The sequence below is a fragment of the Aquabacterium sp. genome (assembly GCF_035476535.1).
In the GTDB taxonomy this organism is placed as follows: Bacteria; Pseudomonadota; Gammaproteobacteria; order Burkholderiales; family Burkholderiaceae_C; genus Pseudaquabacterium.
This window is the reverse complement of the sequence record NZ_DATILJ010000108.1, coordinates 21,074-45,387: the sequence shown is the minus strand read 5'-3', so window position 1 is coordinate 45,387 and position 24,314 is coordinate 21,074. Positions and strand designations below refer to the sequence as shown.

Here is a 24,314-nt window from a genome sequence, read left to right as displayed (position 1 = left end):
GCTGGCGGGTCGGCACATGAAGCGCGTCACGATGGAGCTGGGCGGGCACGCACCGGTGATCGTGGCGGAGGACGCGGACATCGCGCTGGCCGTGAAGGCAGCGGGCGCCGCCAAGTTCCGCAACGCCGGGCAGGTCTGTATCTCGCCGACACGCTTCCTGGTGCACGAGAGCATCCGCCACGAGTTCGCCAAGGCCCTTGCACTGCAGGCCGGCAATCTGAAGGTGGGTGACGGCCTGGTCGAGGGAACGCAGATGGGGCCGCTCGCGAATCCGCGCCGCGTGACAGCGATGGCCGAGTTCACGCGGGACGCCGTCGAGCGCGGCGCGGAGGTGCTGACCGGTGGCGAGCGCATCGGCGAGACCGGCAACTTCTGGCAACCCACCGTGCTGAGCCTCGGAAGGCGGTCCGGAAGCGGTCGAGGCCTACCTCAATGCCTAGGCTGTCGCGGTGATGAACGTCTGACAGGAGGCCAGAGCGGCTGGGTGTGGGTCAGGCTATGCGTTTCGCTGAAGTGCCGAGCCGGGGCTCGTGCTTGTGAACTTTGTGACTTCGTCGGTGAGATCGACTCTGCTGTCACGCGTCCGTTGCGACCGCTGATCGCGCCTTGGTGGCCAGGCGCCTCCTGGCAACTGGGGCCTTCTTCACCCTCAGCTCGACTACCAACCCCGATGCAGCTGCCATGTTCACCAGCGCATCGATCGCGAACAGGTTGCTCTTTCCACGAAGCAGATCGGAGACGCGCGGTTGCGTGACGCGAAACATCTTCGCGGCGCTCGCCTGCGTCAGATGTTGGCTCTCGATGCGCTCCTTCAAAGCCTTCATCAGCATGGAGCGAATCTTCATGTTCTCGGCTTCCTCGGGGGTGTCCTCGATGGCATCCCAGACGCTGGCGAAACGTTGGATCGTCACTTCCGTTGCTCCTTCAAGACTTCGGCGTAGCGCCTGATCGCAAGTTCGATGTCAACTCTCGATGTCCGCTGCGTCTTCTTCTGGAACGCGTGAAGCACGTAGACCGCGTCGGCGAACTTCGCCACGTAGATGACACGATAGGCACCTGACTCGTCTCGCACACGGATCTCCTGGACTCCCAAACCGACGCTCGACATGGGTTTCCAGTCATCTGGCTGCAGGCCATCCTGCACGCGGTCCAGCTGAAAGCCAGCCTCGCGGCGCGCGTCGAGCGGAAACGCTCGTAGCTCTTCAAGAGCCGTACCGACGAAGGCGATGTCCTTCTTGATCATCCTTGGTGAGTATACAAGTTTCAGTATGATCTGGAAGTCAATTTCGTCGGCAGCGGTGGCGAGCCAGCTTAGAGCCGGCTCGCCTGCCTTGTCAGCGGCAACCCGGCCCCGCGCATCGTCTCGACGGCCTCTGAGGTTCTTGCCGTCTGTCCGCCCGCTGCGCTTCACCCGGTCAGCCCAGAGATCCGATGACAACGATCCTCACCCGTCAAGCGCTGTACGAACTCGTCTGGTCCAAGCCTCGCACGGCGCTCGCCGAGGAACTGGGCGTTTCCGACGTGGCGATCGGAAAGCACTGCACGAGGGCGAGCATTCCCGCACCCCCGCTGGGGTACTGGGCAAAACTGAACGCAGGCGCGCCGGTGCGACGCATTCCGCTGCCGATCCGGCTGCCTGGCCAATCCAACACGATCGAGATCGGGAGGGATCCGCGAGCGTTGGTACACCAGGAAAGGTCCGGACGAGCCGCTGCATCCGCCGGTGTGGGAAGAGGAGTTGGAGCAGCAGGTCAGCGTGGCGGTCAAGCGTGTTGGCAAGGTTGTCGCCCCCCGGGACCTCCGCACGCCTCATCCAGCCTTGGCGCGGCTGCGCGAGGCCGAAGCCAGGCGCCAGGCGAAGCATCAAGCCAGCGGCTATTCATGGGACATGCCGTACTTCGATGCTCCGATGTACCAGCGCCAGCTGCGCATCTTCAGTGGACTGGTGCGCGCGCTGGCACCTGTTTACGGCAGGCAGGAAGTTGATTGCGAGGACAAGTGGATTCAGGGAATCGGCACGCTTCATCACCTCGTGCTCCATCTGCACTTCGGGGGCGTAAGGATGGCTCTGCAGATTTTCGAGCCCTCAGACCGAGGCCGCGAGAAGGAGCGCAAGCCGGTCAAGGCCACAACGCTCAGCATCGACACGGATCGATCGCGAGACGGCGTCCATGAATAGAGCGATCAACCTCGCTTCGGGCACCGGCGAAGGACGACGGCAGTGCGGCTGCGGCCAGCAAGGTCCCAGGCAAAGGGTGCGGTACTTGCCCCGTCATGGGTGTTTCGTTCATGGTGACCTCCTGAGTTGAGTGGAGCGAGGACGTGACTCGCTTCAGGCGCGCGGGAAGACCGCATCCACGGTGCGACCGCCATTGAACTGGCATTCGCCCTGGCCGCCAGCCTTCATGCCCGCCGCCGGGTCGTTGAGGTGGAAGCGGCAGCGCAGGGGCTGCGCGTCCGGGCCGGCCAGGTTGGCGATGACCTTGCCCGAATAGATCGTCGAGAAGGCGGTGGCGGGATACGGGCCGAAGTAGCGCCAATCGTCCCAGCCCCGGCGCCAGCCACGCCACATCGGCTCCAGCATCTCGGTGCGCACGCTGCTGGTCACCTGCGCGAACGGTCCGCTGAAAACACCCGCGGTGCCGGCCGTGGCCGTCATCGTGCCCGTGGTGCCGCCATCCTTGCTGGTCCACGAAAGGGCCACGGGCGTGTTGTCGGGCTTCAGCGAGCCGCTGCCCACGCCCATGCTGGTGCAGGCGCCCAGCACCGAGGCTGCACCGGCCAGGGCGGCCAAGCCGACCGTGCGCCTACTTGAGATTTGCCACCTCGATGTCATGAGAGGTTCTCCTTCAAAGGAAGTGATGCCCGCAGCACCACGCTCCGAGCGCAGTCCACTTTCGGCCGCCACAGGGTCATGAAGGTTGCGGTCTGGCCGATCCCGCGTGACGCCTGCAATGTCCGGCCTCGCACGGCGGCGCGGCCGGTCCGGCGCTGCTTGCACGGCGCCTACGTCGCCGACGTGAAGCTGCGCATCACCGATGCCAGCGGCAAGGGCGTGTTCGCGCTGAAAGACGCCGGCCCGCTGACGGACGTGAAGCTGCCGGCCGGCCACTATCACGTGGCAGGTCAGTTCGACGGCGTCAAGCAAGGTGCCAGCGTCGACGTGAAGCCGGGCCAGCCGGCCAGTCTGACCCTGCATTGGCGGAAGGACGCCGCTTGACGGGCGGGAGATGCCCGGCGTGGAGCCTGGCTGCTCTGCACCGCAAGTCGGCTGTCATGTCATCCGTCATGAGAGGCGGCGAAGGCTGCAACACGACGTGATGGCGCTCCCCACAACATGACCGCAGCGCAATCCACCGCGGGCTTGAGCCCCCTGGGCACCCGAGCCGGAGCTACACCATGAACACCACCCAAACCTTCATCGCCGCCGCCGTCGCCCTGGCGTTCATCGGCACCTTCATCCAGGCCTCGGCGCAGGCGTTGCCCACGACGGCCGGCAGTGTCCTCGGCACGCTGGACGGACATGCCTTCGAGACTGGCAGCAGCGCGACCGTGCCTCCTGCTGGCATCCTGGGTGGCGCGCAACCGTACGACCTGCAGATCGCGTTGTCCGAAGGCAGACACCACGCCGACGCCAAGGGCGTGCGGCTCATCATCACGGGCACCAACGGCCAGAAGACCTTCTCTCTCGACGAGGCGGACGCTCTGACCGACGTCGACCTGCCCCCCGGCCAATACCACGTCCTGGCCGACTTCGGCCGCGTCAAGCGCATGGGTGCTGTCGACGCGGAAGTGGGCCGACTGGCCACGCTCTACCTGCACGGACCGGACGAGCCGGGTTGATCAGGCCTCGCGGGCCTGCGCTACCCCCAAGTCATCCAACGCACCACTTCAAGAACCCCTGCAGGAGTCATTTCATGCAATCCACCACCCTGGTCCCGCAGCGCCGTTCGGTCGTGGCCATTGCCGCCGTCACCGCCGTGGTGTTGGCGGCCACCGGCTACTACGAACACAGCCATGCCCAGACCAGCCCGCAGCCACAAGCGGCCATCGGCGCCGATCGGGTCGCGCCGATGCTGGCCGGACTGCCCGACATGGCCGGCATTGCCGCGCGTTTCGGGCCGGCGGTGGTGAACATCAGCGTCAGCGGTACGCGCAAGGTTTCCACGTCTGCCTCATCGCCCGATGGGACCACGGGGGACGACGCTGAAGACGCGGCGGGTGCGCCCGACGCTGATGCGATGCGCGACTTCCTGCGCGGCTTCCAGCAGCGCTTCGGTGGCCTGCCACCACAGCTGAAGATGCCGGTGCGCGGCGAGGGCTCTGGCTTCATCGTCCGTGCCGACGGCCTGATCCCTGGCCGAGGCCTTCAAGCTCGACAAGCCCGCCGGCGCCCTGATCGGCGATGTCGAGAAAGGCAGCGCGGCCGAGCGGGCCGGTCTGCAAAGCGGCGACGTGGTGCTGGCCGTCAATGGCCATGCCATCGACCTGTCCGGCGACCTGCCCGCCATCGTGGGCCTGGCTCAACCGGGCGACCAGATCGAGATCGATGTCTGGCGCCAGGGTGCCCATCGGATGGTGCGGGCGCGACTGGATGACGCGAAGACCAACGGCGTCCGTCATGCCAATGCCGGAGTGACCACGCCCAGGGGGCGACTCGGCCTGGCACTGCGGCCGCTGAATCCGGACGAGAAACGCGAATCCGGTCTCACAGCCGGGCTGGTGATCGAGGGCGTCAGCGGCCCCGCTGCACGCGCCGGCGTCCAGCCCGGCGATCTGCTGCTGGCCATCGACGGGCAGCCGGTGACCAGCCTCGCGCAGGGCGGTGTCGCGGCGAACTGGACGGGCACATCGGTGGCGATCCTCGTGCAGCGCGGCGACATGAAGATCTACGTGCCCATGCGGCTGAGCTGAGTTCAACCTTCGAGGAGTTTTCATGAAGCGCTTTCTGGTGGCTGCATCCTTCGCAGTGCTCACGCTCTCGGCCTTCGCGTTGCCGAGCATCGACGCGGTCCAAGCCGAGATCGGCAAGGGCAACTACGCCCATGCCGAGGAGATGATGCGCGAGGTCGTCGCGGCCAAGCCCGACAGTGCCCGGGCGCGATACGTCTATGCGGAGATCCTCGCGCACGACAAGCGCTTCGCGCTGGCCGCCGAGGAGGCCGCGCAGGCGCGCAGGCTCGACCCGACGCTGGCCTTCACGCAGCCCGACAAGTTCAACACCTTCACGCAGTTGCTCGATCGTGAGCAGGCTGCCGGCCGCCAAGCTGCTCCTGCGAGCCGAAGCGATCCGCAGAGATTCGTTGCAACACGGCCGTCGCAGCCCGCTGGCGGCGTTCCAGGCTGGGTGTGGGGTCTGGGTGCCGGTGTGCTGGCGCTGCTGGCATGGCGGGCGTTTGGCTCGCGGCAGCAGGCTCCGGGGCAATGGCCACCCGCTGTGCCGGGGCCCGGCGCAGCGCTGGCTACGGCATCGCCAGGAGGCTCGGCAGGAACCGGCTACGGTGGTTTCGCGCCCGGCTACGCTCCCGCAGCACCGCCGGCTGGCAATGGTCTTCTGGGAACCGGGATGGCGGTTGCCGGCGGCGTTGCAGCGGGCATGTTGGCTGAGAAGCTGTTCGAAGGGCATCGCGACGCGGGTCTGGGATCGGCCTTCTCGTCGGGCAACCGTGTGTTGGAGCCCGGACTGTTCGAAGACCGGCCTGGCGATGTCGCAGCGGCCCGTGAACTGGAGCAGCGCCCCATCGACGTCGGCACCGGCGACGGTTGGGGCGGCGGCGATGCCGATCCCGGCACGTCGGACGACGGGGGCGGCTGGTGAGGCAGTCGTCCGTGCCCTCAGGCCCCTCAGGCCCCCCAGGCATTCGCGAGGCTGCGCCGCGTGGCAGCGAGGACTGCATCCTCGTGCTGCAGGGTGGTGGCGCATTGGGTGCCTACCAGGCCGGTGTGTTCGAGGCCATGGCCCATTCCTGGAGCGAACCCGACTGGGTGGCGGGCATCTCGATCGGCGCCATCAACGCGGCGCTGATCGCAGGCAACCCGGAGCACCGGCGCGTCGAGCGCCTGCACGAGTTCTGGGACCTGGTGAGTTCGGGCCATCCCTTTGCCGGTCCCACGGCCTTGGCGGCGATGGTGCCCTTCCTGGCCCCACGCGAGGCGCTCAACGACGCCAGCGCATCGCAGGTCATGCTGTTCGGCGTGCCGGGGTTCTTCCAGCCCCGAATCCCGCCCGCGCCCTTCCAGCCGCGCGGGACGCTGGCGGCGATCAGCTACTACGACACCTCCGGGCTGCAGCAGACGCTCGAGCGCATGGTCGACTTCGACCTCATCAACTCGGGATCCATGCGCTTGTCCGTTGGCGCCGTGAATGTGCGTAGCGGCAACTTCGAGTACTTCGACTCCGCCAGGCAATCCATCGACGCGCGGCACATCATGGCCAGCGGCGCGCTGCCGCCAGGCTTTGCGCCGATCGAGATCGACGGCGAGCACTACTGGGACGGCGGCCTGGTCTCCAACACGCCTTTGCAGTACGTGCTCGACCAGCCGGGCCAGAAGCCGCGTGTCGTGTTCCAGGTCGACCTGTTCGCCGCCACCGGCGCCTTGCCGACGACCTTGGCGGAGGTGGTGGAGCGCGAGAAGGACATCCGCTTCTCCAGCCGCACGCGGCTGAACACCACCAACGAACTCGACATGCAGGTGATCGCGCAGGCGGCCCGGCGGCTGATCGCAAAGCTGCCGGCAGGACTGCGCGACGACCCCGATGTGCATGCCCTGGCGCGCCTGCGCTGCGACGGCGCGGTCGATGTCGTGCACCTGATCTACCGCAGCAAGCACTACGAGACACAGTCCAAGGACTACGAGTTCTCTCGACTGTCGATGCAGGAGCACTGGGAGGCCGGGCGCGCCGACATGGCGCAGACGCTCCATGACCCTCGCTGGATGAACCACGACCGCAGCGTGACGGGCGTGCATGTGTTCGACCTCACGTCCGACGCGCCGTCGGAGACTGCAGTGACCGCGGTGACGGTGACGACTGCGGCGAACAAGGCGGCCGCATGAACCTCGACGAGGTCCGCCGTACGGCCTTTGCGATGCCGCTGACCAGCCCCGCCTTTCCGCCGGGGCCCTACCGGTTCGTCAACCGCGAGTTCCTGATCGTGACCTACCGCACCGACATTGACGCGCTGCGAGCCGTCGTGCCCGAACCGTTGGAGATCGGCGAGCCCATCGTCAAGTACGAGTTCATCCGCATGCCCGACTCCACCGGCTTCGGCGACTACACGGAGTCGGGCCAGGTCATCCCGGTGACTTTCGAAGGCAAGGCGGGTGGCTACGTCCACGCGATGTACCTGAACGACGAGGCACCGATCGCCGGCGGCCGCGAGCTGTGGGTCTGAGGCCGGATTTCCCACATGAGAACGAAAGAAGCGCCATGAAACGCCAGAACAAGGTCTGCATCGTTACCGGTGCTGCCAGCCGTCGCCTCTACCAGCGCTGGCCCGCCTGGGTTCGCACGATGATCGACGGGTTTCGCGATGCCGCCGCGCAATTGCTCATCTCGGACGACCGATGCACTGAAGGTCCTGGTGGATATCGACGACCACCTTGAATCGGAGATCGGGAAGATCGCGCACTTGGCGTGAAGTGCCGCCCGCTTCACTGCAACGGATGCGCGAACATCCTCTGGCGGCTCGGCTGGTTTTCAGGACTGGTAGGCATCGCGGTGGGCGCCTTCGCGGATCCGGCGTTCCAGCCACCGGCCCGTTCGATGTGGAAGAAATCGCAGCACGCATGGGTCGAAGTGTCGGCGGCGGGCAGCACAGCCGGCACACGGCGCCCCGCTGCCGGATCTCCCGGTGCCGGCGAATCCATCCGCGCCCGATCGAAGTCGCCGGGCGCTCGTCCTGCGGATAGGACGGGCGGTGCCGTACGGGTCGCAAGGAGTCAATCGCGACACAATGCGATCGGCCAGGAAGCAGTCATACGAACCGCCAAAGAACGAGGGCAGGGCGCCGAAGCGCGACAACACCTCATCAGTCAATTCAGTCGTTGCGGCATTGCCGGCCCGCCAGGGAATTCAGGTTCAGTTGCTCAAGATCTGTGGCGCGCCTCAGCAACGGTGCTGGGTCAGGGACTTGTGCAGCCAGGTCGACCGTCCTCGCCGTGGAGTTGGCCCGGCCTGAACTTGCCGATCATTCGAAGTCGAAGCGGCTGAACTTCTCATCGATGTCGAAGGTCCAGTCCGGGAGGCGGTAGTGACCACTCTGGCGCATGCGAACCGGCCAGCCCGGCTCGTCGCCCGGCACCACGCCGCCGGCCATGGCCCTGGCCTGGTCGATGAGGGTGACGCTGTCGTTGGCGAAGGTGCTGGACGTGGCCAGCAGCGCGCAGGCCAGGGCTGCGGCGGAAAGGATGCGAATGGCGTATTGCATCTTTGGATCCGTGAAGGCAAAAGGAGCGAAAAGGTGAATCGGTGAGGGCAGCGGCGCAAAGTTCAGCGCTTGCGCCCGGCGCGTCGCAGCGCGGCCAGGGCCAGGACGGCGAGGGCCAGTGACGAGGGTTCGGGCACGCTGCCCGGTGGCTCGGAGGGCGTGGTGAGCTCGTACTCGTACACCAGTCGCAGGCGGCCGACCGGACCGCGGTCGAAGTGCTCGGACCAGGTCAGCTCGCCGGCCGACGACATCGATGCCAGGCCGGCGATCGTGTTGGTCAGCTGCAGAGCGGCCTCGACACCCTGCACGAACTCGCCGCTGCCGGTCAGCGCCGCCAGGTCGCTGACATCGATCGCGCCGTCGAAAATGTTCGTGAATTCGAGTTGGATGTTGCAGGGCCCGAGCGCCAGCGTGGTGCTGCAGTCCTGGCTCGCCTGACCGTAGCTGCTGAAGTACTGGCCGCCGGTGCCGAGCAGGCTGCCGCCGAAGTTGACCCGCGTGTCGAGGCCGACTTCGACCTTGAGCGCACCGCTCACCACGGCGCTGGGATCGGTCAGTCCTGACTGGACTGCAGCAGCGCCGAAAGCCCCCCAGGTCGAAGTCAGCTCCCAGCGCGCTGCGGTCAGCGTCCCCAGCATCAGGCCGGGCTCGAACTGCTTGAAGACCGCCGTCTTTTCGCCGGTCACCACCCAGGGGCCGGTACCGTCGTGGGCGGCGATGGCGTCGATGACGAAATCCAGGTCCTGCACGACGATGGCGGCATGGGCCTGCGGGGCCAGGCCGCTGAGCGCACTGGCACCCAGGGCCAGCAGCAGAGCGCAAAGGGAAGATGCGGTTTTCATGATGTGCCTTTCCAGGGCCGACAGGGAGTGGGGGCCAGGCCGCTGCGGGCAGGGGCTGGCATGTCGGGAAGTCTGGAGGGCAGGGGTATCGGTTCGACTGCAGGACGCAGCGGCCGGCGCTTCAATGGTCAGCGTCGGCAGCAACCGCTGAAGCAGTGTTTCAGGCCCCGGGTCCTGCGGCAGCATCGCGCAGCGCACCCACCCGGGCCTGCGTGCGCTGCGCGTACTTCAGCCAGCGTCGCTGGCGCCAGCGGCGGTACATCAGCAGGCCGCGAAACCACTCGTCGCAGACACAGGCGAGCCAGATACCGAGCAGGCCCCAGCCGAGCTGCAGCCCGAACAGCCAGGCCAGCGGCACCCACACGCCCCACATCGACAGCAGGCCCATGTAGAACGGAAAGCGCGCATCGCCGCTGGCGCGCAGCGCGTTGATCACGACCAGGTTGAAGGTGCGGCCGGATTCCAGCACCAGGCTCAGGCGCAGCAGCAGCGTGCCCAGCGCCAGCACCGTGGGGTCGCGGCTGAAGGCACTCATGATCCACGGCGCCGCGGCGCCGATCGCCAGCGCCACCACGCAGGCCACGCCGAAGGCTGTGCGCAGGCTGCGCAGCAGCAGCTTGTAGGCCTGCTCGAACTGGCCGGCGCCGACCTGGTGGCCGACCAGGATCTCTGTGGCCATGCCGATCGAGCTGGAGAACAGAATCATGAACCCGGCGATCGACATCCAGTAGGTGTGCGCGGCCAGCGGCTGCTCACCCATGCGCGCGGTGAACGAGGTCACGACCATGAACGCGGTCCACCAGCTGATGTTCTCGCCCGCCGCCGGTGCGCCGATGTGCAGCACGCGGCCCAGCGTCTCGCGCTGCAGGTTGAAGAAGGCGCGCAGCCGCACGTGCACGCCGGCGCGGTGCGCCAGCAGCAGCCACAGCACCGCGCATGCCACCGCGCGGCTGAAGACGGTGGACACTGCCACGCCCACCACGCCGTACTGCGGCAGGCCGAACCAGCCGAACAGCGCGATCGCGTTGCCGATGACGTTGATCACGTTCTGCAGCACCGACACCACCATCACCTCGCGCGTGCGGGCATGGGCGCGAAGCACCGAGCCGATGGCCAGGTTGACGGCTTCGATCACCAGGCCCGCGCCAACCACGGCGAGGAAAGGCTGCGCGTAGGGCATCAGGTCGGCCGGCAACTGCAGCAGGCGCAGCAGCGGTGCCGCGGCCAGCGCGATCACCGCGCTGGCGATCAGCCCCAGCCAGGTGCACACGGCGATGGCGGTGGAAGCGACGCGGTCGGCGCCGGGCCGGTCGTTGGCGCCGAGGTGATGCGTCACCACCACCATCGCGCCGATGCCGATGAAGTTGAAGACGATGATGAACCAGATCACCAACTGGTTGGCCACCGCCAGCGCCGCGGCGGCGCCATCGGACACGAAGCTCACCATGAAGGTGTCGACCACCCCGGTGAGGATGTGCAGGCTCTGCTCGATGAAGAGCGGCCAGGCCAGCGGCAGCAGGCGCTGCGGCAGTGGGCGCTGCGGTGTGCCAGCGCTCGGCGCGGCGGGGTTCAGTGGCGCGGGACTGGCATCGCGGAGCTCGGTCATGCGGGACTGTAACGGCGCCGCTCCCGCTGCCGCCCTCGCGCGGCACGTGCACGACCTCGGCCGGATGCCGATGGCTTCCTGGCGATCCTGGCGCCGGTAGATCATCATCAGATCTGGTGAGGCTAATCCGCTGCCGCACGCCAACTGCTAGTGCAGACCATGAGCGGCAGTAGACAGCCGAGGGTCGAGCGTTCGGTTTCCCTCACCTGAATCCGTGACTTCCATCGGCGCAGATCGACACTGGATGCCTGAGGCTTGGCCGGCCGCCTGCGCATCCGAGAGGAAACACCGGTACGTCGCCAAGGCGGACCCGGCAGAATGAACCGCCACACTGACGCCTGGGTCCCGGCCCGGCGATCGGGCATGCGAATCAACCTGCGCGCCGCCAGTCTGCACACGAAGCTGATGCTTGCGCTGGCGGTGGTCGTCTGCGTGCTGGCGGCCGTCTCGGTCGCCGTGCTGACCGACCGCGAGCGCCAGCGCCGCATGCAGGAGCTCGAAGCGCGCGCCGATCGGATCGCCGAGCTGTTCAGCCGCTCGCTCGTGACCACGCTCTGGACGGTCGACTGGGGCGCGATCAAGGGCCAGCTCGAGGCCCTCGCGCCGAACCCGGAGGTCGTCTACTTTCGCGTCACGGCGGTCAACCACGGCACCGTCGCCGAGGTCGTGCGCCAGCCCGGCGCGGACCTGTCGGCCGGGGTCATTCGCCGGCGGGCGATCGTCTACACGCCCTCCGGCGGGACGCCACAGACGCTCGGCGAGGTGGAAGTCGCGTTCACGCGCGACGTCGCCGAGCGCGCGATCGAGCAGGCGCGAGGCACGATCGCCGCGCTGATTGCCACCGTGATGCTGGTGGTCTACATCGTCACCTTCTGGCTGCTGCGCCGCCTGGTGACCCGGCCCATCGTTCAGATGGAGGCGACGCTCGAGCGCATCTCGTCGGGCGACCTGGGCGCGCGCTGCAGCGTGCGCAGCCAGGACGAGGTGGGCCGGCTCGCCGGGCGCGTCAACACGATGGCCGATGCGCTGGACCGCTCGACGCAGGGGCTGCGCGAGCATCGCGACGCGCTCGAGCAGGCGGTCAGCGAGCGCACGGCGCAGCTCGAGGACGCGAAGCAGCGCGCCGAGGTCGCCAACCGGGCGAAGGGCGACTTTCTCGCCAACATGAGCCACGAGGTTCGCACGCCGATGAATGCAATCCTCGGCATGTCCCACCTCGCGCTGCAGACCGGGCTGACGGCGCGGCAGGAAAACTACGTTCGCAAGATCAACGCCTCGGCAGAGGCGCTGCTGGGCATCGTCAACGACATCCTCGACTTCTCGAAGATCGAGGCCGGCAAGCTCGGCATCGAGCGCGCCGACTTCGACCTCGGCGCCGTGCTCGACAACTTCGCCAACGTCGTCGGACTGAAGGCCGAGGAAAAGGGCCTGGAGCTTCTGTTCGTCGAGCCGCCCGACCTGCCGGCCGCGCTGGTCGGCGACCCGCTGCGGCTCGGGCAGGTGCTGCTGAACCTGGGCAACAACGCGGTCAAGTTCACCGAGCGCGGCGAGGTCGCGCTGGCGATCTCGGTGGCAGAACGCGGCAGCGGCTGGGTTGCGCTGCGCTTCGAGCTGCGGGACACCGGCGTGGGCATCGCTGCGGCGCTGCAGCAGCGGCTGTTCGAGCCTTTCGAGCAGGCCGACGCGTCGACCAGCCGCCGCTATGGCGGCACCGGGCTCGGCCTCACGATCTGCCGCCAGCTCGTGCGCCTGATGGGCGGCGAGTTGGAGCTGCTGAGCAAGCCGGGCCAGGGCAGCCGCTTCTTCTTCACGCTGCGGCTGGACCTGCAGCCCGGGGCCGCCGCCGCGGCCCCGTTGCGCGCGGACGGCCTGCGCGGCGGCCGCGCGCTGGTCGTCGACGACAACGCGGCGGCACGCGAGCTCCTGGACGAGATGCTCAGCTCGCTCGGCGTGCGGGCCGACGCCGCCGCGGACGGCAGCCAGGCGCTCGCCAAGCTGACGCGCGAGCAGACCGCAGGTCGGCCCTACGACCTGGTCCTGCTCGATTGGAAGATGCCGGGCATGGACGGCATCGAATGCGCCCGCCGCATCGCCGAGGCCGCCACGCGCGGCGGGCGGCCGCCGACGGTGCTGATGCTGACCGCCTTCTCGCGCGAGGAGGTGGTGCGGCGCATCGACGAATCCGGCGCGCGCGTCGCGGGCCTGCTGCACAAGCCGGTGACGCCGTCGACGCTGGTCGATGCCTGCTGCCGCGCGCTCGGCTTCGCGCCGCCGGCCGTGCTGCGCTCCGAACGCCGCCAGGGCGCGCAGCGGGCGAACCGGTCGCAGCTGAAAGGCGCACGTGTGCTGCTCGTCGAGGACAACGAGATCAACCGCGAGCTCGCGCTCGACCTGCTGGGCCGCGAGGGCATCACGGTGGAGCTGGCCCGTGACGGACGCGAGGCGCTCGATGTGCTGCGCGACCACAGTTTCGACGCCGTGCTGATGGACTGCCAGATGCCGGTGATGGACGGCTTTGCCGCGACACGGGCGCTGCGCGAGCGCGCCGAGCTGCGCGACCTGCCGGTGATCGCGATGACGGCCAACGCGATGGTCGGCGACAAGGAGAGAGTGCTTGCGTGCGGCATGAACGACCACATCGCCAAGCCGATCAACATCGATGAGATGTTCGGCACGCTGGCGCGCTGGATCGTGCCACGGCGCACCGCCGCGGCGCCGGCGCCGGCCCCGGGCGCAGCGGGCGACTGCGCGGCCGACCTGCACGCGCTGCCCGGTGTCGATGCGCATGATGCGCTCGACCGGCTCGGTGGCGACGAGCCGGTGTTCAGGCGCACGCTGCTGCGCTTTCTCGCCGCGCATCGCGGGTTCGCCGAGCAGTTCGCCGCGGCGCGGTCTGCCGGCGACACGGCCGGGACGCGGCGCATGGCGCACGACCTCCAGTCCTTGGCCGGCGCGCTGGGCATGCACGAACTGCAGCAAGCTGCCCTCGCGCTGGAAGTGGCCTGCATGGCAGGCGACGAGCCCACGGTGCGCGCCCGGCTCGACGAACTGTCCGCCACGATGGCGCCTATCCTGGTGGGCCTGGCGTCCTGGTCCGCCCGGCAGGCCGTCACGCCGGCCCCATGACTTCCTGAAGGAGTCCGTGTGGAATCCCCATCCTCTCTCGTGTCCCCTGGCTCCGGCCTCACGCGGCGGCGCATCGCGTCGTTGGTCGGCGCCGGTCTGCTGGCGCGCTTCGGCATGGCGCGCGCCGAGCCGACGCTGCGGCTCGCGCGCCTGGAGAACGTGCCGGATCAGGCACTCGGCGCAGAGATCCTGACGGCGGTCTACCGCCGGCTCGGGATCCCGGTCGTCTTCGTCGACCTGCCGGCCAAGCGCTCGCTGCTCGAGTCGAGCGAGGGCCGCGTCGACGGCGAAGTGCAGCGCATCCTCGCGGTGCAGACGCAGTACCCGACGCTGGTCGCGCTGCAGCCGTCGTTCAACTACATCGAGCCCTCGGCGTTCGTGAAGGACCTCGCGCTGCGCGTCGAGGGCTGGCCGTCGCTTGCGCCGCACTCGGTCGGCATCGTGCGCGGTGTCGGCTCGTCGGAGGCCGGCACGCGAGGCATGGCCCGCGTCGAGGCGGTCAGCACGATGGACCAGCTGATGCAGGCGCTCGCCGCGGGCCGCTACGAAGTGGCGGTCAACGACCGGTTCAGCGGCCTGCTGATCATCCAGCGCCTCGGGCTCGGCAAGGTCCTGCGCGTGGTCGATCCGCCGCTCCAGCACATTCCGCTGCACCACTTCCTGCACGAGCGGCACCGCGCGCTCGTGCCGCGCGTCGAGCAGGAGTTGCGCAACATGCAAGGCAGCGGCGAGCTGCAGCGGGTCCGGCAGGAGGCGGTCGCAGCGATGTTGCGCGTCGCGCAACGATGATGAGCGCTGCGCCGGTCACGAAGGAAACTGATGGCGAGGCCTTGCGTGGTATTCCGTCCGGGCCTGCCGTGTGATGCGGCCGTCTGGCGGCTCTTGTCGCACTGGTCCACTCCCGTCGGTCAGGTGTCGGCGCTCGCAGCGGGAGCATCGCCGCGTCGGCCTGAGCCCTGGTAGGGCAGCAAGGCCTTGGCGGCCTCGATGCGTAGCGCCAGCGGGGCGTTCTCGTCGTTCATCACGCGCATCAAGAAGGCTTGCGGGCTGAGCAGCCCTTGGCCTGCTGCGCGGTGCCCGCCGGCAGCGTGGCTGGTGGCCACCGCGTCGGCCGCCAGGGGCGCCGCCATGCCAAGCTGGGCAGCTGGCACCGGCGGCGCCAGCTGTGCCAGGCTGGCGGCCAGTGCCTCGGGCTGGATCGAGGCCACGCGCTCCAGCAGGCCGGCCTGGCCCTGATCGCTGGGCTCCACGTCGATCCACGGTGTTTCGGTGAAGATGGGCGCCAGGTCGGGAGCCACGAAGGCTGACCAGCGTTCGCCCCCCGGCTGCGGCGCGGGCACGCAGGCCGCCCGCAGGACCTGCGCCGCCGGCGCGGCATCGTCGGCCGATGGCCACAGGCGCAGCCGGTGCAGCGGCACGCTGGGCAGATAACGCCGCCACAGCGCGGCCAGAACGTCGTGCGCCTGCGCCACCGTCACCGCCCGGGCCAGCGAGAACCACAGTTGCAGCCCGTCCACGCCATTCACCGCGATGGCCGGCGCCGGCAGATCCAGGTCGGTCTGCACGCCACGCCACACTGCGCGCAAGGGCTCCCACTCGGCCGGGGCATGCAGTTCCAGCACCAAGGCCCGCACGCGGCCCGATGCGTCCACCAGATCGGCGGCCGTGGGCGCACGGTCGGCTGCAGCCGCTGGATCGGGCAGGTACAGGCGGGCGAATTCACTGTGCAGGCGGGTCATGGGGGGCAGCGTTTCGCGGCGAATGACATTCTCAGAGATCCGAGTGTCCTTGTACGGGCTGCCTGCGGAAGTTCTGATGCCGTCGGGAGAACTGCAGTTGCGACGAGGCCGACAGGTTCGAGCGCAGCGTACCTGCAACACGCCAGCGGACGGATGCCTTGCGCTGACGGCTCGCAACGCCTTTGCTTTCGGGAGCAGAGGCAGGCTGCAGGACCGCCGCCGCCGCCGGCGTGCTGCGGCGCGTGGCCACACCGCTGCGGTGTTGCAGCAGCCGCCACACGTTGATCGGTGCCAGCGCCACGTGCAGCACCAGCACGGGCACCAGCCCGGCCATGGCGCCGTAGCTGATGAAGGCGCCGTTGGCGCAGATCGCCAGCAGGCGCAGCTGTCGCATGTCCTTGCAGACGAAGGTCAGCAGCGTCAGCCCGGCGGCGCCCCAACCGGCGAGGTCGGTCTCGCTCATGACGCAGCCCCCTTCGCTGTCCCTGCCATCCACTTCTCGGCCGTGATCGTCATGGCTTGCCCCTTCTGTCGCGGTGGCCGGGCGGGATGCCCGGCGGCGTGGGAAGCAATGTCCTGCGGCGGTGTTATCGGCCCGTTATTCGCGTGCCGGCGCCGAGCGCGAGCAGTTCGGCGTTGAGGCGGTTGCGCCGCAGGAACCCTTCGCGCAGTGGCTCCGGGAGCTGGAAACGCGCGACGCCGTGCACCCAGTCCGCGCCCTCCTGCGCCGCGCGCTGCGCCAGAGAGGGGTCTGCCGCGGCGGCGCAGCGCGCGATTTCCAGGTAGGCCCAGGGCCGGTAGACCCCCGGGGCGAGCGTCTGGCGCAACGCGGGCAGCGCCCGCGCCGCGAAGCCTGCGGCCGTGGCGGCGTCGCCCAGCTGCCGGGCATGCACGGCGGCCAGCACATCGGCCAGGACGACGTGCCCCGCCAGCCCGGCCGCGGCCCAGCGTGCGCGGTACGCGGCGAGATCCCGGGGTTCGATGCGCTCCGGAGACACCCGCCAGGCCAGCGGCACCCACTCGTGCGGCAGCCCGGACTCGGCCGGATCACAGGCCTGGCCGCCCAGCCACGCCAGCTCGCAGCGGGCGGCGGCCATCAGCGCCTGGTTCGCTTCGTCGTGGTGTGCCATCGCCGCGGCGTCCAGCGCACGCTGCACGCGCGGAAGCTGGCCGAGCTGGGCCCAGGCCAGCGCCAGCGTCACCAGCGACCCGGCGCGGGTCTTCGGCGCGAGTCCGCCGTCGTCGGCGGTCAGCGCCTCCAGGGCCTTGATCGCCTCGCCGTAGCGGCCCAGCATGGCTTGAAGCCGTGCGCGCTGCGAGCGCACATGCAAGCTGAAGTGGTCGTCGCCGCCGGTGTCGCCCATCAGCAGCAGGCATTCGTCGGCGAGGTCGAGTGCGGCGACCAGTCGTCCGGTGTGGGTCGTGAAGGTGCAGGCGTTCTGCAGGCAGCCAGCGGTCATGCGGTTGCGGCCCACCACGCGCGCTGCGGCGATCGCCTGGTCCTGTGAACGCAGCGCCTGCGCAATCTCGCCCAGCCCGCTGCTGGCGACTGCGTGCTGGCTGTGAAACCAGCATCGCCACGAGGGGTCCTCTGCCTGCGCGAGCATCGGCGCCGCCAGCTGCAGCTGGGCGAGCGCCGCCTCGTAGCGGCCGAGCCCGTTGCTGAGCGCGATGGCCAGCGTCCAGCGCAGCGTCGCCAGGCGCATCGGCGTCGCCTCGTCGACCAGCGCTTCGTCGGCGAGCGTGGCGGTGCCGATCTGCACCGCCTCTTCGGCGCGCGACTGGCGCAGGCTCAGCTGCATGCGCTGCATGCGCGCGCGCAGGCGATCATCGACGGTCATCGTCGCCACGGGCAGCCCGTCGAGCACCGCCTGGGACGCGGTGAACTCTCGCGCTTCCATCAACAGGTCGGCCAGCGCCAGGCGGGTGTCGACGGCACGCGTGTGCTGTCCGGCGTCGTCATGGCACTGCGCGCTGCGCTCGAACAGGCTGCGGGCTTCGCTGTAGCGTGCCGCGGCCTCGGCACGGCGGCCGGCGGCTTCGAACAGCGGCGCTGCACGGGCCGCCTCGCCCGCGGCCAGCCAGTGCTCGGCCAGTCGCGACGGTTCGGCGTCGCGCAGCGCCAGGAACTCGGCGATCGCCCGCCGCACATGGCGGCGGATGGGCGCCGGCACGCCGCCCAACGTCGCCTCGTAGACCAGGTCGTGGGCAAACGCCTGGTCGCGCAGCACCTGTGCCGCCTCGAGTTCGGTCCAGGCGTCGGCCAGCGCCATCAACGGCACATCGAGCACCTGCATCGCGAGGTCGGTGCCGAAGTCGGGGCCGGCCAGCGCGGCCACCCGCGCCAGTGACAGCGCCTGCGGCGAGAGCTGTCGCAGCCGCCGCTCGATCAGCGCGCCGACGCCGCGCGGCCGCGGCAACGCGGCCCCGCTGGCGGCCGGCGTCACCAGCATGGCCTTCACCGTCTCGAGCACGAACATCGGGTTGCCGCCGGTGGCGCGCAGCAGCTCCGGCGCCAGCGCGGCAGCGTCGATGCCCGGCAGCGCGAGCGACGCGATCAGCTCGCTGACGCCGTGCGCGTCCAGCGGCGCCAGCGCCACCGGCAGCAGCCGGGCTTCGTCGGCGAGCCGATCGGCGAGCTGGTCGAGTGCTGGTGTCCCTTCAGCCGGCCGGCTCGCCAGCAGCCAGGCGAAGCTGGCGAGCGCCGGCTCGTCGAGCAGCGACTGCAGCATGCCGAGGCTGGCTTCGTCGCAGAAGTGCAGATCGTCGAGACCGAGACCGACCAGCCCGTCAGCGGCGGCGCGGCGCAGCGTCTCGGCGACCGCGCCGGGCAGGTCGAGCGGCCTGCCGCGTGCGTTGGCGCTGGCGTCGTGCTCGGGCAGCAGGCGGTGCAGCGCGGGCGGCAGCGGCTCCAGTGCCGCGCCATGGTCGGCGAGCAGCGCGCGCAGCCAGCGCGCGAGCGCCGCGTAGGGCACGTTGGCATCGCCGGGGCGCGCACCGAGCAGGCGCAGCCCCGCGACCTCGGCCGCGCTTTCGGCGAGCAGCCGCGACTTGCCGAGCCCGGGCTCGCCGGCGATCCACGCGACACGGCCCTCGGCGCGCGCCTGGCGCAGCAAAACCAGCTCGCGCGTGCGGCCGATGAGTCGCGGCGGGCGCAACACGGAGGCCGGGATCGTCGTCGTGGCGGCCGCCGGCGCCGCAGCGCTGCGCACGGTGGCGACGAGCTGCTGCAAATCGGCCGACGGCTCGACGCCGAGCGACTGATCCAGCATCGCCATGCAGCGCGCCGCCGCGTCGAGCGCGGCCGCGCGTTCGCCGCGCAGGTACAGCGTCCTGACCAGGCGCAGGTGGGCCGGCTCGCTCAGTTCGTCGTCGGCGACGAGTGCACGGGCGAGGGCCAGTGCGCTGTCCAGATCGCCAGCGGCCAGCGCGGCGTCGGCGGCCGCCAGCCGCGCCTGCAGGGCCTGCTGGCGCTGGGCCAGGCGCGCTGTCTCGAGCCACTCGGCGAAGGCCGGGCAGTCGTCGTAGCGGCACTCGGCCAGCAGTTCGCCTTCAGCCGCTTCGACGCGCAGTCCCGCGGCGGGCCTGAGCTCGTCCTGGCCGTCGATGACCACCGTGTCCATCGCCTTCTTCAGCTTGAAGATCAGCTGGCGCAGGTTGTTGCGCGCGCCCTCCGGCGGGCTGGCGGGCCACAGCAGCTCGGCCAGCCGAACGCGCAACACCGGCCCGCGCAGCACCAGCCAGGCGAGCGCACCCGCCGCCTTGCGCTCGAGCAGGAGGCTGCGGCTGCCGGCCCGCAGCAGTGGCGGGCCGTGCAAGCGCAGGTGCAGCGGGAAAGACTCGACGTTCAGCGGTGTGGCCACGGGGTGATGATGCCCACTGCCTGGGCCATCAGCAGCCGGTCGAAAGGGTCGTTGTGGTGGCGCCCAAGTTCAGCGACTGCGCGGGCCATCACCGAACGATCTTGTCGACGTTCTCGGCACGGTCCAGCCCCTTGGCCTTGTCGAACCCCTTCACACCTCGAAAGATGGTTGCTGTCAGATCAGCCTCGGTGAAGTCCGCCTCCGTCACGTCCGCGCCGGACAGGTCGGCACCAGCGAGTTTGACGCGGAAGAAGTTGGCTCCCTGAAGCTTGCTGCCCCTCAGGTCGCAGAAGCTCATCAGGGATCGGTTGAAGTCGGCCCCCACCAGCGTCGCACCGGAAAGATTGGCGTTGGACAAGTCCGTGCGCATCTGGCCCATGCCCTGATTCTTGATGTTGACGCCGACCATGGCTCGGCTGAAATCTGCGCCCGAAAGGTCGGCGCCCGGCAGATCCGCAATCATCTTGACGCCCGTCATGTTGGCGCTCTTGAAGATCGGCATCTTCTTGACCTCGCCGCCCAGCACCACGACGGACAACAAGCTCGCCCTCGTCAGGTCGGCGCCGGTGAAGTCGGTGCCCATCAACCACGAACCGTTCAGATTGGCGCCGACCAGGCTTGCGCCGCGAAAGTCCGTGCGTACCAGCTTGCTGCCAAAGAAGCTGACACCCTGCAACTTGGCATGTCGGAAGTCGAGTCCGCTCAGGTCAAGATCGGACAGGTCCTTTCCAGTGAAGTCGGCCGGCCGGTTGGCCGATGTGCCTTTCAAGATCGCGGAGACCTGGTCGACCGACAACTCGGCTGCTGCACCGCTCATGCAAGCGAGGACGGTCAGCACCGTGGCAACACCTCTCGCGATCGATGGGTGGTCTGTCATGGTGGTTCCTTGGCAAGCAGCTTCACCAGCGCCGTCACCAGGCACAGCGTGCCGCTCATATGGTGTGATATCTTCAGCGGCCCCTGCGGGGGTGGACGGATCAACCCGATCACCCGATTGTGGTCGTGGCCACCTCAAATGGCGGTAACCCGAGTGCGCTGTGATGGTGCTCGTATCGCGACGCGTTGTCGTTCTCATTCCGGCGCCTGTGAATCGCGCCTGCAGCCGGTTGTGCTCAGAACCGGTACTTCGCCGTCAGCACGACATTGCGTTCCGCGCCGACGAAGTGGCTGCCATAAGCACGTCCGGCGTAGTAGTGTCGATCGAACAGGTTCGTGATGTGGAGTGCGACGCGCCACCGGCCGGTGTCGTAGTGCACGGCCGTGTCCACCAGCGCATAGGCCGGCTCCGACGAGGTGTTGGCCTCGTCGTTCCAGCGTTTGCCGACGTAGCGCACGCCGCCGCCCACCCCCAGGCCACGCAACGCGCCTTCGCCCATCTGGTAGTCGAACCACAGCGAGCCGGTTTGCCGCGGCGTCAGGATCGGCATGTTTCCCACCTCGGCGGGATTGGCGCTGGACAGGATGCTCATGTCCAATGCAGTGAAGGAAGCCGTCATGCGCAGTTGCCGCGACAACTCGGCCTTGGCCTCGAGTTCGAGTCCGCGTGAGCGCAGCTTGCCGATCTGCCGCGGTTCATAGGACGAGGGGTCGTAGCTGACGACGTTGTCCTTTTCGAGACTGAAAGCCGCGACGGCGAACGAGACGGGCATGCTGTCCGGCATGTACTTGGCGCCCAGTTCCACCTGCCGGCCCCGGCTCGCCTTGAAGGCGCGGCCCGTGCCATCGACGCCGACGTTGGGCACGAACGATTCGGCGTAGCTGGCATACGGCGCCCAGCCGTTGCCAATGGCGTAGGAGACGCCGACGCGGCTGCTGGTCGCGTTGTCGGTCTGCTCGCTTCGCTGCGCGTAGAAGCGGTCGTCATTGACGGACTTGACGCGATCGCGCCGGGTGCCGAGCGTCAATCGCCATGGCTCGCCGAGCTGGATCTGGTCTTGCGCGTACAGGCCCAGCTGTGTGCTGTCCTGCTGCGTGTCGGCGGCCTGCGTGCTCGGTTCGGCGATGGGGATGCCGTAGACGGGACGGCTCAGGTCCAGGCTGGAGCTCATGTCGCGCCAGCGCTGCCAGCTCGCCCGGCTGCGGTCCCAGTCCAGCCCGAGCAGCAGGGTGTGTTTGATGCCGCCGGTGCGCAGCGTGCCTTGCACCGAGGTGTCGACGGCCAGCTCCTTGACCGACTCCACGTCGTGGCGAGCCTGCCGCTCCAGCGTGGTGGCGTCTGCCAGCCACGACAGGATGTGGTGCTTGTCCATGCGGCGTTCGGCATAGCGCAGCTTCTGCTGCAGGCGCCAGGCACCATCGAGCCGATGATCGAACTGGTAGCCCACGGCGTCCGACTCGGTCCGGATGCGGCTGAAGCTCGGGTCGCCCTCCTTGACCCGGGTGGGTTGACCATCGGCGCCGGTGACGTACTGCACGTCGTCGGATGCGTCGTCGCGCAGCACTTCCGCCTGCAGCGTGAGCGAGGTCTGCGCCGTGGGCTGCCAGCGCAGCGAGGGCGCGAGGTACTGGCGCTGCTGTTCCATGCGCACGCCGTGGGGGTAGCGTTCCTGCGTGCCGGTGTCCAGCCCCAGGCCGACCAGGCGCCACAGCCACTGGCCGCCGCTGTCCAGTGCGCCGCCGAGGTCGGCCATGACCTGTTTGCGGCCATGGCTGCCCAGCTGCAGGCCGAACTCGTTGACCGCATCGGCACGCGGTGTCTTGCTGACGCGGTTGACGACGCCGCCGGCGTCGCCCTTGCCGAACAGCACCGACGAAGGCCCACGCACGACCTCGATGCGTTCCAGCCCGTAGACCTCGGTTTGCACGCCGAGAAAGGTGATGCCGACGTTTTGCACCAGGCCGTCGCGGTAGCTGCTGGTGTACCAGCCGTCGAAGCCGCGCAGCAGCACCCAGTCGGGCGCCCGGGAATCGAAACCGAACATGTTGACTGCCACGCCCGGCGTTTGCGCCAGGGCCTCGGGCAGCGTGGTGCTGCCCTTGTCCTCCAGCTCCTGCGCGCCGATCACCGAGATCGACTGCGGCGTGTCGGCGATCGGCGTGTCGGTCTTGGTGCCGGCCGCGCTGCGCCGGGCGACGTGGCCGGACACCGGCCCGGTGGCGCTCTCCCGTTCGGCGCTGGCTTTCACACGCACGGTCGGCAAGGTGGTTTCGGCTTCTGTCCGTGGCGCGCCGCGTTCGATGGTCAGCAGACCGTCGTTGATGCGTCCTTGCAGGCCGCTGCCTCGCAGCAACTCGGCCAGTGCAGCCTTGACGTCGAGCGTGCCGCTGACGGGCTGGCTGCGCAAACCGCGCAGCAACTCCGCCGATGCAGCCAGTTGCAGCTTGGCCTGGCGGGCGAACTGCGCCAGCGCTTGGTCGAGCGGCTGGGCAGGGAGGGTGAAGGCGTGGCTCTGCGCGAGGGCAGCCTGCATGGCGATGGCCAGCAGAGCCGCGGCGGCAAGCCGATGCAGCGGTGAGGCCAAACGGAGGTGCGGTGTGTTCATGGCTTGCAGGGGGAGGGTGGAAGGGCGTCTTCCCTGCACTACGAACGGCCGCCGCGGTTCCCTCACGGCGGGCCGCTGCCGCGATGCTCAGCGTGGGGGCCGACCAGCACCCAACCCACCCAGCGGTGCAGCCAGTACCTGCAAGCTGCCGATGGCTCGCGGCTTGAACTGGGCGCACGGGTCGGGGCGCTCGGCCGGCTCGGTGCGCAGCGTGGCGTCGAAGGCGTCCGCGGGCGTGTGCACGTCGTCTCGCTCCAGCAGGCCCACCACGAACAGCCGCGAGGTTTCGCTTCGAAGCCAACGCGGCACGCCGACATCTCGCCGCACGTGGCCGTTGCCCGCCAGCAGCACGATGCCTTGCCTGGCATGTTGCCGCAGGAGCTCAGCCATCACGGCGTCGCGCGCGAACTGGGCCTGCGCCATGCGCGGCCACAGCGTCGACGGCAGCGCGCCGCAGTGCCCGCGGTCGATCTCGCGCTCTTGTGCCTGCTGCCAGTCCGAAGCGATCGCACGGTCGAGCCCCAGCGCTGTCAGCCGCCCGGCGTCGAAGCGCGCGGCCAGCCCCTCACGCACGATGCGGCGGGTGTCGGCATTGGACAGGTTGGCCGCCAGCAGCGGCACGTCGTAGTCCAGCGCCAGGGCCACGTAGGGGCGGTAGAAGGCCCAGTTCCAGCCGCCGCCGGAGCGCGCCGCGCCGGCAGGCGCGGTGGCCAAGTCGATCACGTGCTGGGCCTCGCGCGGCCGCTCGCGGCGCGCGCGCTCGATGTCGGCCTGGCGCTCGATGTCGAACTGCTCCATCGCGATGGCCGGCCGCCACCCGGCGGCAAAGGCCTTTTTCAGCAGGTCCAGCCGCAACTGGTGTTGCGCGGCGTTGTCATGGACCTCCCCGAGCAGCACGATGGCATCGCCCGTCAAACGGGACTCCCAGGGTGGCCGCGGCGCCGGGGCCGTGCAGGACGCCGCGGCGACGGCAAGGTAGCCAAGCACGAGGCGGAGCGTGCAGGATCGGACACGTGACAGCATGGGAGGACAGGGCCTTGCGATCGACTTTCGGCAGCCCGCCAGTATCGGAGCAACGCCTGAGGACCTTGCGTCGGCCCTGGCCCCGCGAGCAGGCCTTGACCTTCGCTCGGCAAGGCGTGCGCGTCACGTCCCCCTTGTTGATGACACCGGCGCGAGCCGAACGCCCCAGCATCGACACGGTTTGTCCACGCATCACATGCGCAC

The 24,314-nt window shown here is 69.1% G+C and carries 23 protein-coding genes and 2 pseudogenes; 11 read left to right on the top strand and 14 right to left on the bottom strand.

The window, feature by feature from the left end; translation table 11 throughout:
- Positions 1–391: pseudogene (locus tag VLK61_RS11000) on the top strand (aldehyde dehydrogenase family protein); the annotation flags it as partial.
- 184 nt (positions 392–575) lie between these two features.
- On the opposite strand, the gene VLK61_RS10995 reads toward VLK61_RS11000, so the two are convergent.
- Complete coding sequence (locus VLK61_RS10995; protein ID WP_325421043.1) at positions 576–911, bottom strand: helix-turn-helix domain-containing protein; 336 nt, start codon at positions 909–911, stop codon at positions 576–578.
- Positions 908–1,243, bottom strand: coding sequence for a type II toxin-antitoxin system RelE/ParE family toxin (locus tag VLK61_RS10990; RefSeq protein WP_325421050.1), 336 nt, complete (start codon positions 1,241–1,243; stop codon positions 908–910). The genes VLK61_RS10995 and VLK61_RS10990 overlap by 4 nt, the downstream gene beginning before the upstream one ends.
- Positions 1,244–1,723: 480 nt before the next feature.
- On the opposite strand from VLK61_RS10990, the gene VLK61_RS10985 reads away from it, so the two are divergent.
- Positions 1,724–2,179 carry a hypothetical protein gene (locus tag VLK61_RS10985; RefSeq protein WP_325421042.1) on the top strand — a complete coding sequence of 152 codons (456 nt, stop codon included), beginning with the start codon at positions 1,724–1,726 and terminating at the stop codon, positions 2,177–2,179.
- Positions 2,180–2,332: 153 nt separating this feature from the next.
- Here VLK61_RS10985 and VLK61_RS10980 read toward each other — a convergent pair whose 3' ends face one another.
- Positions 2,333–2,836: a hypothetical protein gene (locus tag VLK61_RS10980; protein WP_325421041.1), complete on the bottom strand. Its 504-nt coding sequence runs from the start codon at positions 2,834–2,836 to the stop codon at positions 2,333–2,335.
- A gap of 183 nt (positions 2,837–3,019) precedes the next feature.
- Between VLK61_RS10980 and VLK61_RS10975 the strand changes: the two genes are divergently transcribed.
- Together VLK61_RS10975 and VLK61_RS10970 are read left to right on the top strand one after the other, a co-directional pair.
- Complete coding sequence (locus VLK61_RS10975) at positions 3,020–3,220, top strand: hypothetical protein (RefSeq protein WP_325421040.1); 201 nt, start codon at positions 3,020–3,022, stop codon at positions 3,218–3,220.
- A gap of 179 nt (positions 3,221–3,399) precedes the next feature.
- Positions 3,400–3,843 carry a hypothetical protein gene (locus VLK61_RS10970; protein ID WP_325421039.1) on the top strand — a complete coding sequence of 148 codons (444 nt, stop codon included), beginning with the start codon at positions 3,400–3,402 and terminating at the stop codon, positions 3,841–3,843.
- Between the two features lie 160 nt (positions 3,844–4,003).
- Here VLK61_RS10970 and VLK61_RS10965 read toward each other — a convergent pair whose 3' ends face one another.
- On the bottom strand, positions 4,004–4,168 hold the full coding sequence (locus tag VLK61_RS10965; RefSeq protein WP_325421038.1) for a hypothetical protein: 165 nt from the start codon (positions 4,166–4,168) through the stop codon (positions 4,004–4,006).
- A gap of 7 nt (positions 4,169–4,175) precedes the next feature.
- Positions 4,176–4,382, bottom strand: a complete 207-nt coding sequence (locus tag VLK61_RS10960) for a hypothetical protein (RefSeq protein WP_325421037.1) — start codon at positions 4,380–4,382, stop codon at positions 4,176–4,178.
- On the opposite strand from VLK61_RS10960, the gene VLK61_RS10955 reads away from it, so the two are divergent.
- The 5 genes and pseudogenes from VLK61_RS10955 (at position 4,357) to VLK61_RS10935 (ending at position 7,606) form a co-directional block, all read left to right on the top strand.
- On the top strand, positions 4,357–4,914 hold the full coding sequence (locus VLK61_RS10955; RefSeq protein WP_325421048.1) for a PDZ domain-containing protein: 558 nt from the start codon (positions 4,357–4,359) through the stop codon (positions 4,912–4,914). The genes VLK61_RS10960 and VLK61_RS10955 overlap by 26 nt on opposite strands.
- Before the next feature lie 22 nt (positions 4,915–4,936).
- A complete protein-coding gene (locus VLK61_RS10950) occupies positions 4,937–5,818 on the top strand; it encodes a tetratricopeptide repeat protein (protein ID WP_325421036.1) in 882 nt (293 codons plus the stop codon).
- An 11-nt stretch (positions 5,819–5,829) separates the two neighbouring features.
- Positions 5,830–7,056, top strand: a complete 1,227-nt coding sequence (locus VLK61_RS10945; protein WP_325421035.1) for a patatin-like phospholipase family protein — start codon at positions 5,830–5,832, stop codon at positions 7,054–7,056.
- Positions 7,053–7,388: pseudogene (locus VLK61_RS10940) on the top strand (acetoacetate decarboxylase); the annotation flags it as partial. The gene VLK61_RS10945 and the pseudogene VLK61_RS10940, both read left to right, overlap by 4 nt.
- Before the next feature lie 41 nt (positions 7,389–7,429).
- On the top strand, positions 7,430–7,606 hold the full coding sequence (locus VLK61_RS10935) for a hypothetical protein (RefSeq protein WP_325421034.1): 177 nt from the start codon (positions 7,430–7,432) through the stop codon (positions 7,604–7,606).
- Positions 7,607–8,189: 583 nt separating this feature from the next.
- On the opposite strand, the gene VLK61_RS10930 is transcribed toward VLK61_RS10935, so the two are convergent.
- The 3 genes from VLK61_RS10930 to VLK61_RS10920 form a co-directional block, all read right to left on the bottom strand.
- Positions 8,190–8,429, bottom strand: coding sequence for a hypothetical protein (locus VLK61_RS10930; protein WP_325421033.1), 240 nt, complete (start codon positions 8,427–8,429; stop codon positions 8,190–8,192).
- Between the two features lie 62 nt (positions 8,430–8,491).
- Positions 8,492–9,271, bottom strand: a complete 780-nt coding sequence (locus tag VLK61_RS10925; RefSeq protein WP_325421032.1) for a PEP-CTERM sorting domain-containing protein — start codon at positions 9,269–9,271, stop codon at positions 8,492–8,494.
- Positions 9,272–9,431: 160 nt separating this feature from the next.
- Positions 9,432–10,877: an MATE family efflux transporter gene (locus VLK61_RS10920; RefSeq protein WP_325421031.1), complete on the bottom strand. Its 1,446-nt coding sequence runs from the start codon at positions 10,875–10,877 to the stop codon at positions 9,432–9,434.
- 363 nt (positions 10,878–11,240) lie between these two features.
- Here VLK61_RS10920 and VLK61_RS10915 point away from each other — a divergent pair, with 363 nt between their 5' ends.
- Both VLK61_RS10915 and VLK61_RS10910 read left to right on the top strand, forming a co-directional pair.
- Complete coding sequence (locus tag VLK61_RS10915; protein WP_325421029.1) at positions 11,241–14,003, top strand: response regulator; 2,763 nt, start codon at positions 11,241–11,243, stop codon at positions 14,001–14,003.
- An 18-nt stretch (positions 14,004–14,021) separates the two neighbouring features.
- Positions 14,022–14,792: a substrate-binding periplasmic protein gene (locus tag VLK61_RS10910; protein WP_325421027.1), complete on the top strand. Its 771-nt coding sequence runs from the start codon at positions 14,022–14,024 to the stop codon at positions 14,790–14,792.
- 119 nt (positions 14,793–14,911) lie between these two features.
- Here VLK61_RS10910 and VLK61_RS10905 read toward each other — a convergent pair whose 3' ends face one another.
- The 6 genes from VLK61_RS10905 to VLK61_RS10880 all read right to left on the bottom strand — a co-directional run bounded on the left by VLK61_RS10905 (position 14,912) and on the right by VLK61_RS10880 (position 24,002).
- A complete protein-coding gene (locus tag VLK61_RS10905) occupies positions 14,912–15,742 on the bottom strand; it encodes a hypothetical protein (protein WP_325421025.1) in 831 nt (276 codons plus the stop codon).
- A 31-nt stretch (positions 15,743–15,773) separates the two neighbouring features.
- The gene (locus VLK61_RS10900) at positions 15,774–16,205 is read right to left on the bottom strand and encodes a hypothetical protein (protein WP_325421023.1); all 432 of its coding nucleotides are present in this window, start codon (positions 16,203–16,205) and stop codon (positions 15,774–15,776) included.
- A 124-nt stretch (positions 16,206–16,329) separates the two neighbouring features.
- Positions 16,330–19,605 carry an ATP-binding protein gene (locus VLK61_RS10895; protein ID WP_325421021.1) on the bottom strand — a complete coding sequence of 1,092 codons (3,276 nt, stop codon included), beginning with the start codon at positions 19,603–19,605 and terminating at the stop codon, positions 16,330–16,332.
- An 88-nt stretch (positions 19,606–19,693) separates the two neighbouring features.
- Complete coding sequence (locus VLK61_RS10890) at positions 19,694–20,482, bottom strand: pentapeptide repeat-containing protein (RefSeq protein WP_325421019.1); 789 nt, start codon at positions 20,480–20,482, stop codon at positions 19,694–19,696.
- A gap of 235 nt (positions 20,483–20,717) precedes the next feature.
- Entirely contained in the window at positions 20,718–23,087 is a 2,370-nt protein-coding gene (locus tag VLK61_RS10885) for a TonB-dependent siderophore receptor (RefSeq protein WP_325421017.1), read from the bottom strand.
- 87 nt (positions 23,088–23,174) lie between these two features.
- Positions 23,175–24,002: a ChaN family lipoprotein gene (locus VLK61_RS10880; protein WP_325421015.1), complete on the bottom strand. Its 828-nt coding sequence runs from the start codon at positions 24,000–24,002 to the stop codon at positions 23,175–23,177.
- Between the last annotated feature and the right edge of the window lie 312 nt (positions 24,003–24,314).

Coding starts and splice junctions, on each gene's coding strand:
- VLK61_RS10915 (WP_325421029.1), top strand. CDS start 11,241: ATGCGAATCAACCTGCGCGCCGCCAGTCTGCACACGAAGCTGATGCTT.
- VLK61_RS10900 (WP_325421023.1), bottom strand. CDS start 16,205: ATGAGCGAGACCGACCTCGCCGGTTGGGGCGCCGCCGGGCTGACGCTG.
- VLK61_RS10905 (WP_325421025.1), bottom strand. CDS start 15,742: ATGACCCGCCTGCACAGTGAATTCGCCCGCCTGTACCTGCCCGATCCA.
- VLK61_RS10885 (WP_325421017.1), bottom strand. CDS start 23,087: ATGAACACACCGCACCTCCGTTTGGCCTCACCGCTGCATCGGCTTGCC.
- VLK61_RS10920 (WP_325421031.1), bottom strand. CDS start 10,877: ATGACCGAGCTCCGCGATGCCAGTCCCGCGCCACTGAACCCCGCCGCG.
- VLK61_RS10925 (WP_325421032.1), bottom strand. CDS start 9,271: ATGAAAACCGCATCTTCCCTTTGCGCTCTGCTGCTGGCCCTGGGTGCC.
- VLK61_RS10950 (WP_325421036.1), top strand. CDS start 4,937: ATGAAGCGCTTTCTGGTGGCTGCATCCTTCGCAGTGCTCACGCTCTCG.
- VLK61_RS10935 (WP_325421034.1), top strand. CDS start 7,430: ATGAAACGCCAGAACAAGGTCTGCATCGTTACCGGTGCTGCCAGCCGT.
- VLK61_RS10980 (WP_325421041.1), bottom strand. CDS start 2,836: ATGACATCGAGGTGGCAAATCTCAAGTAGGCGCACGGTCGGCTTGGCC.
- VLK61_RS10970 (WP_325421039.1), top strand. CDS start 3,400: ATGAACACCACCCAAACCTTCATCGCCGCCGCCGTCGCCCTGGCGTTC.
- VLK61_RS10930 (WP_325421033.1), bottom strand. CDS start 8,429: ATGCAATACGCCATTCGCATCCTTTCCGCCGCAGCCCTGGCCTGCGCG.
- VLK61_RS10990 (WP_325421050.1), bottom strand. CDS start 1,243: ATGATCAAGAAGGACATCGCCTTCGTCGGTACGGCTCTTGAAGAGCTA.
- VLK61_RS10890 (WP_325421019.1), bottom strand. CDS start 20,482: ATGACAGACCACCCATCGATCGCGAGAGGTGTTGCCACGGTGCTGACC.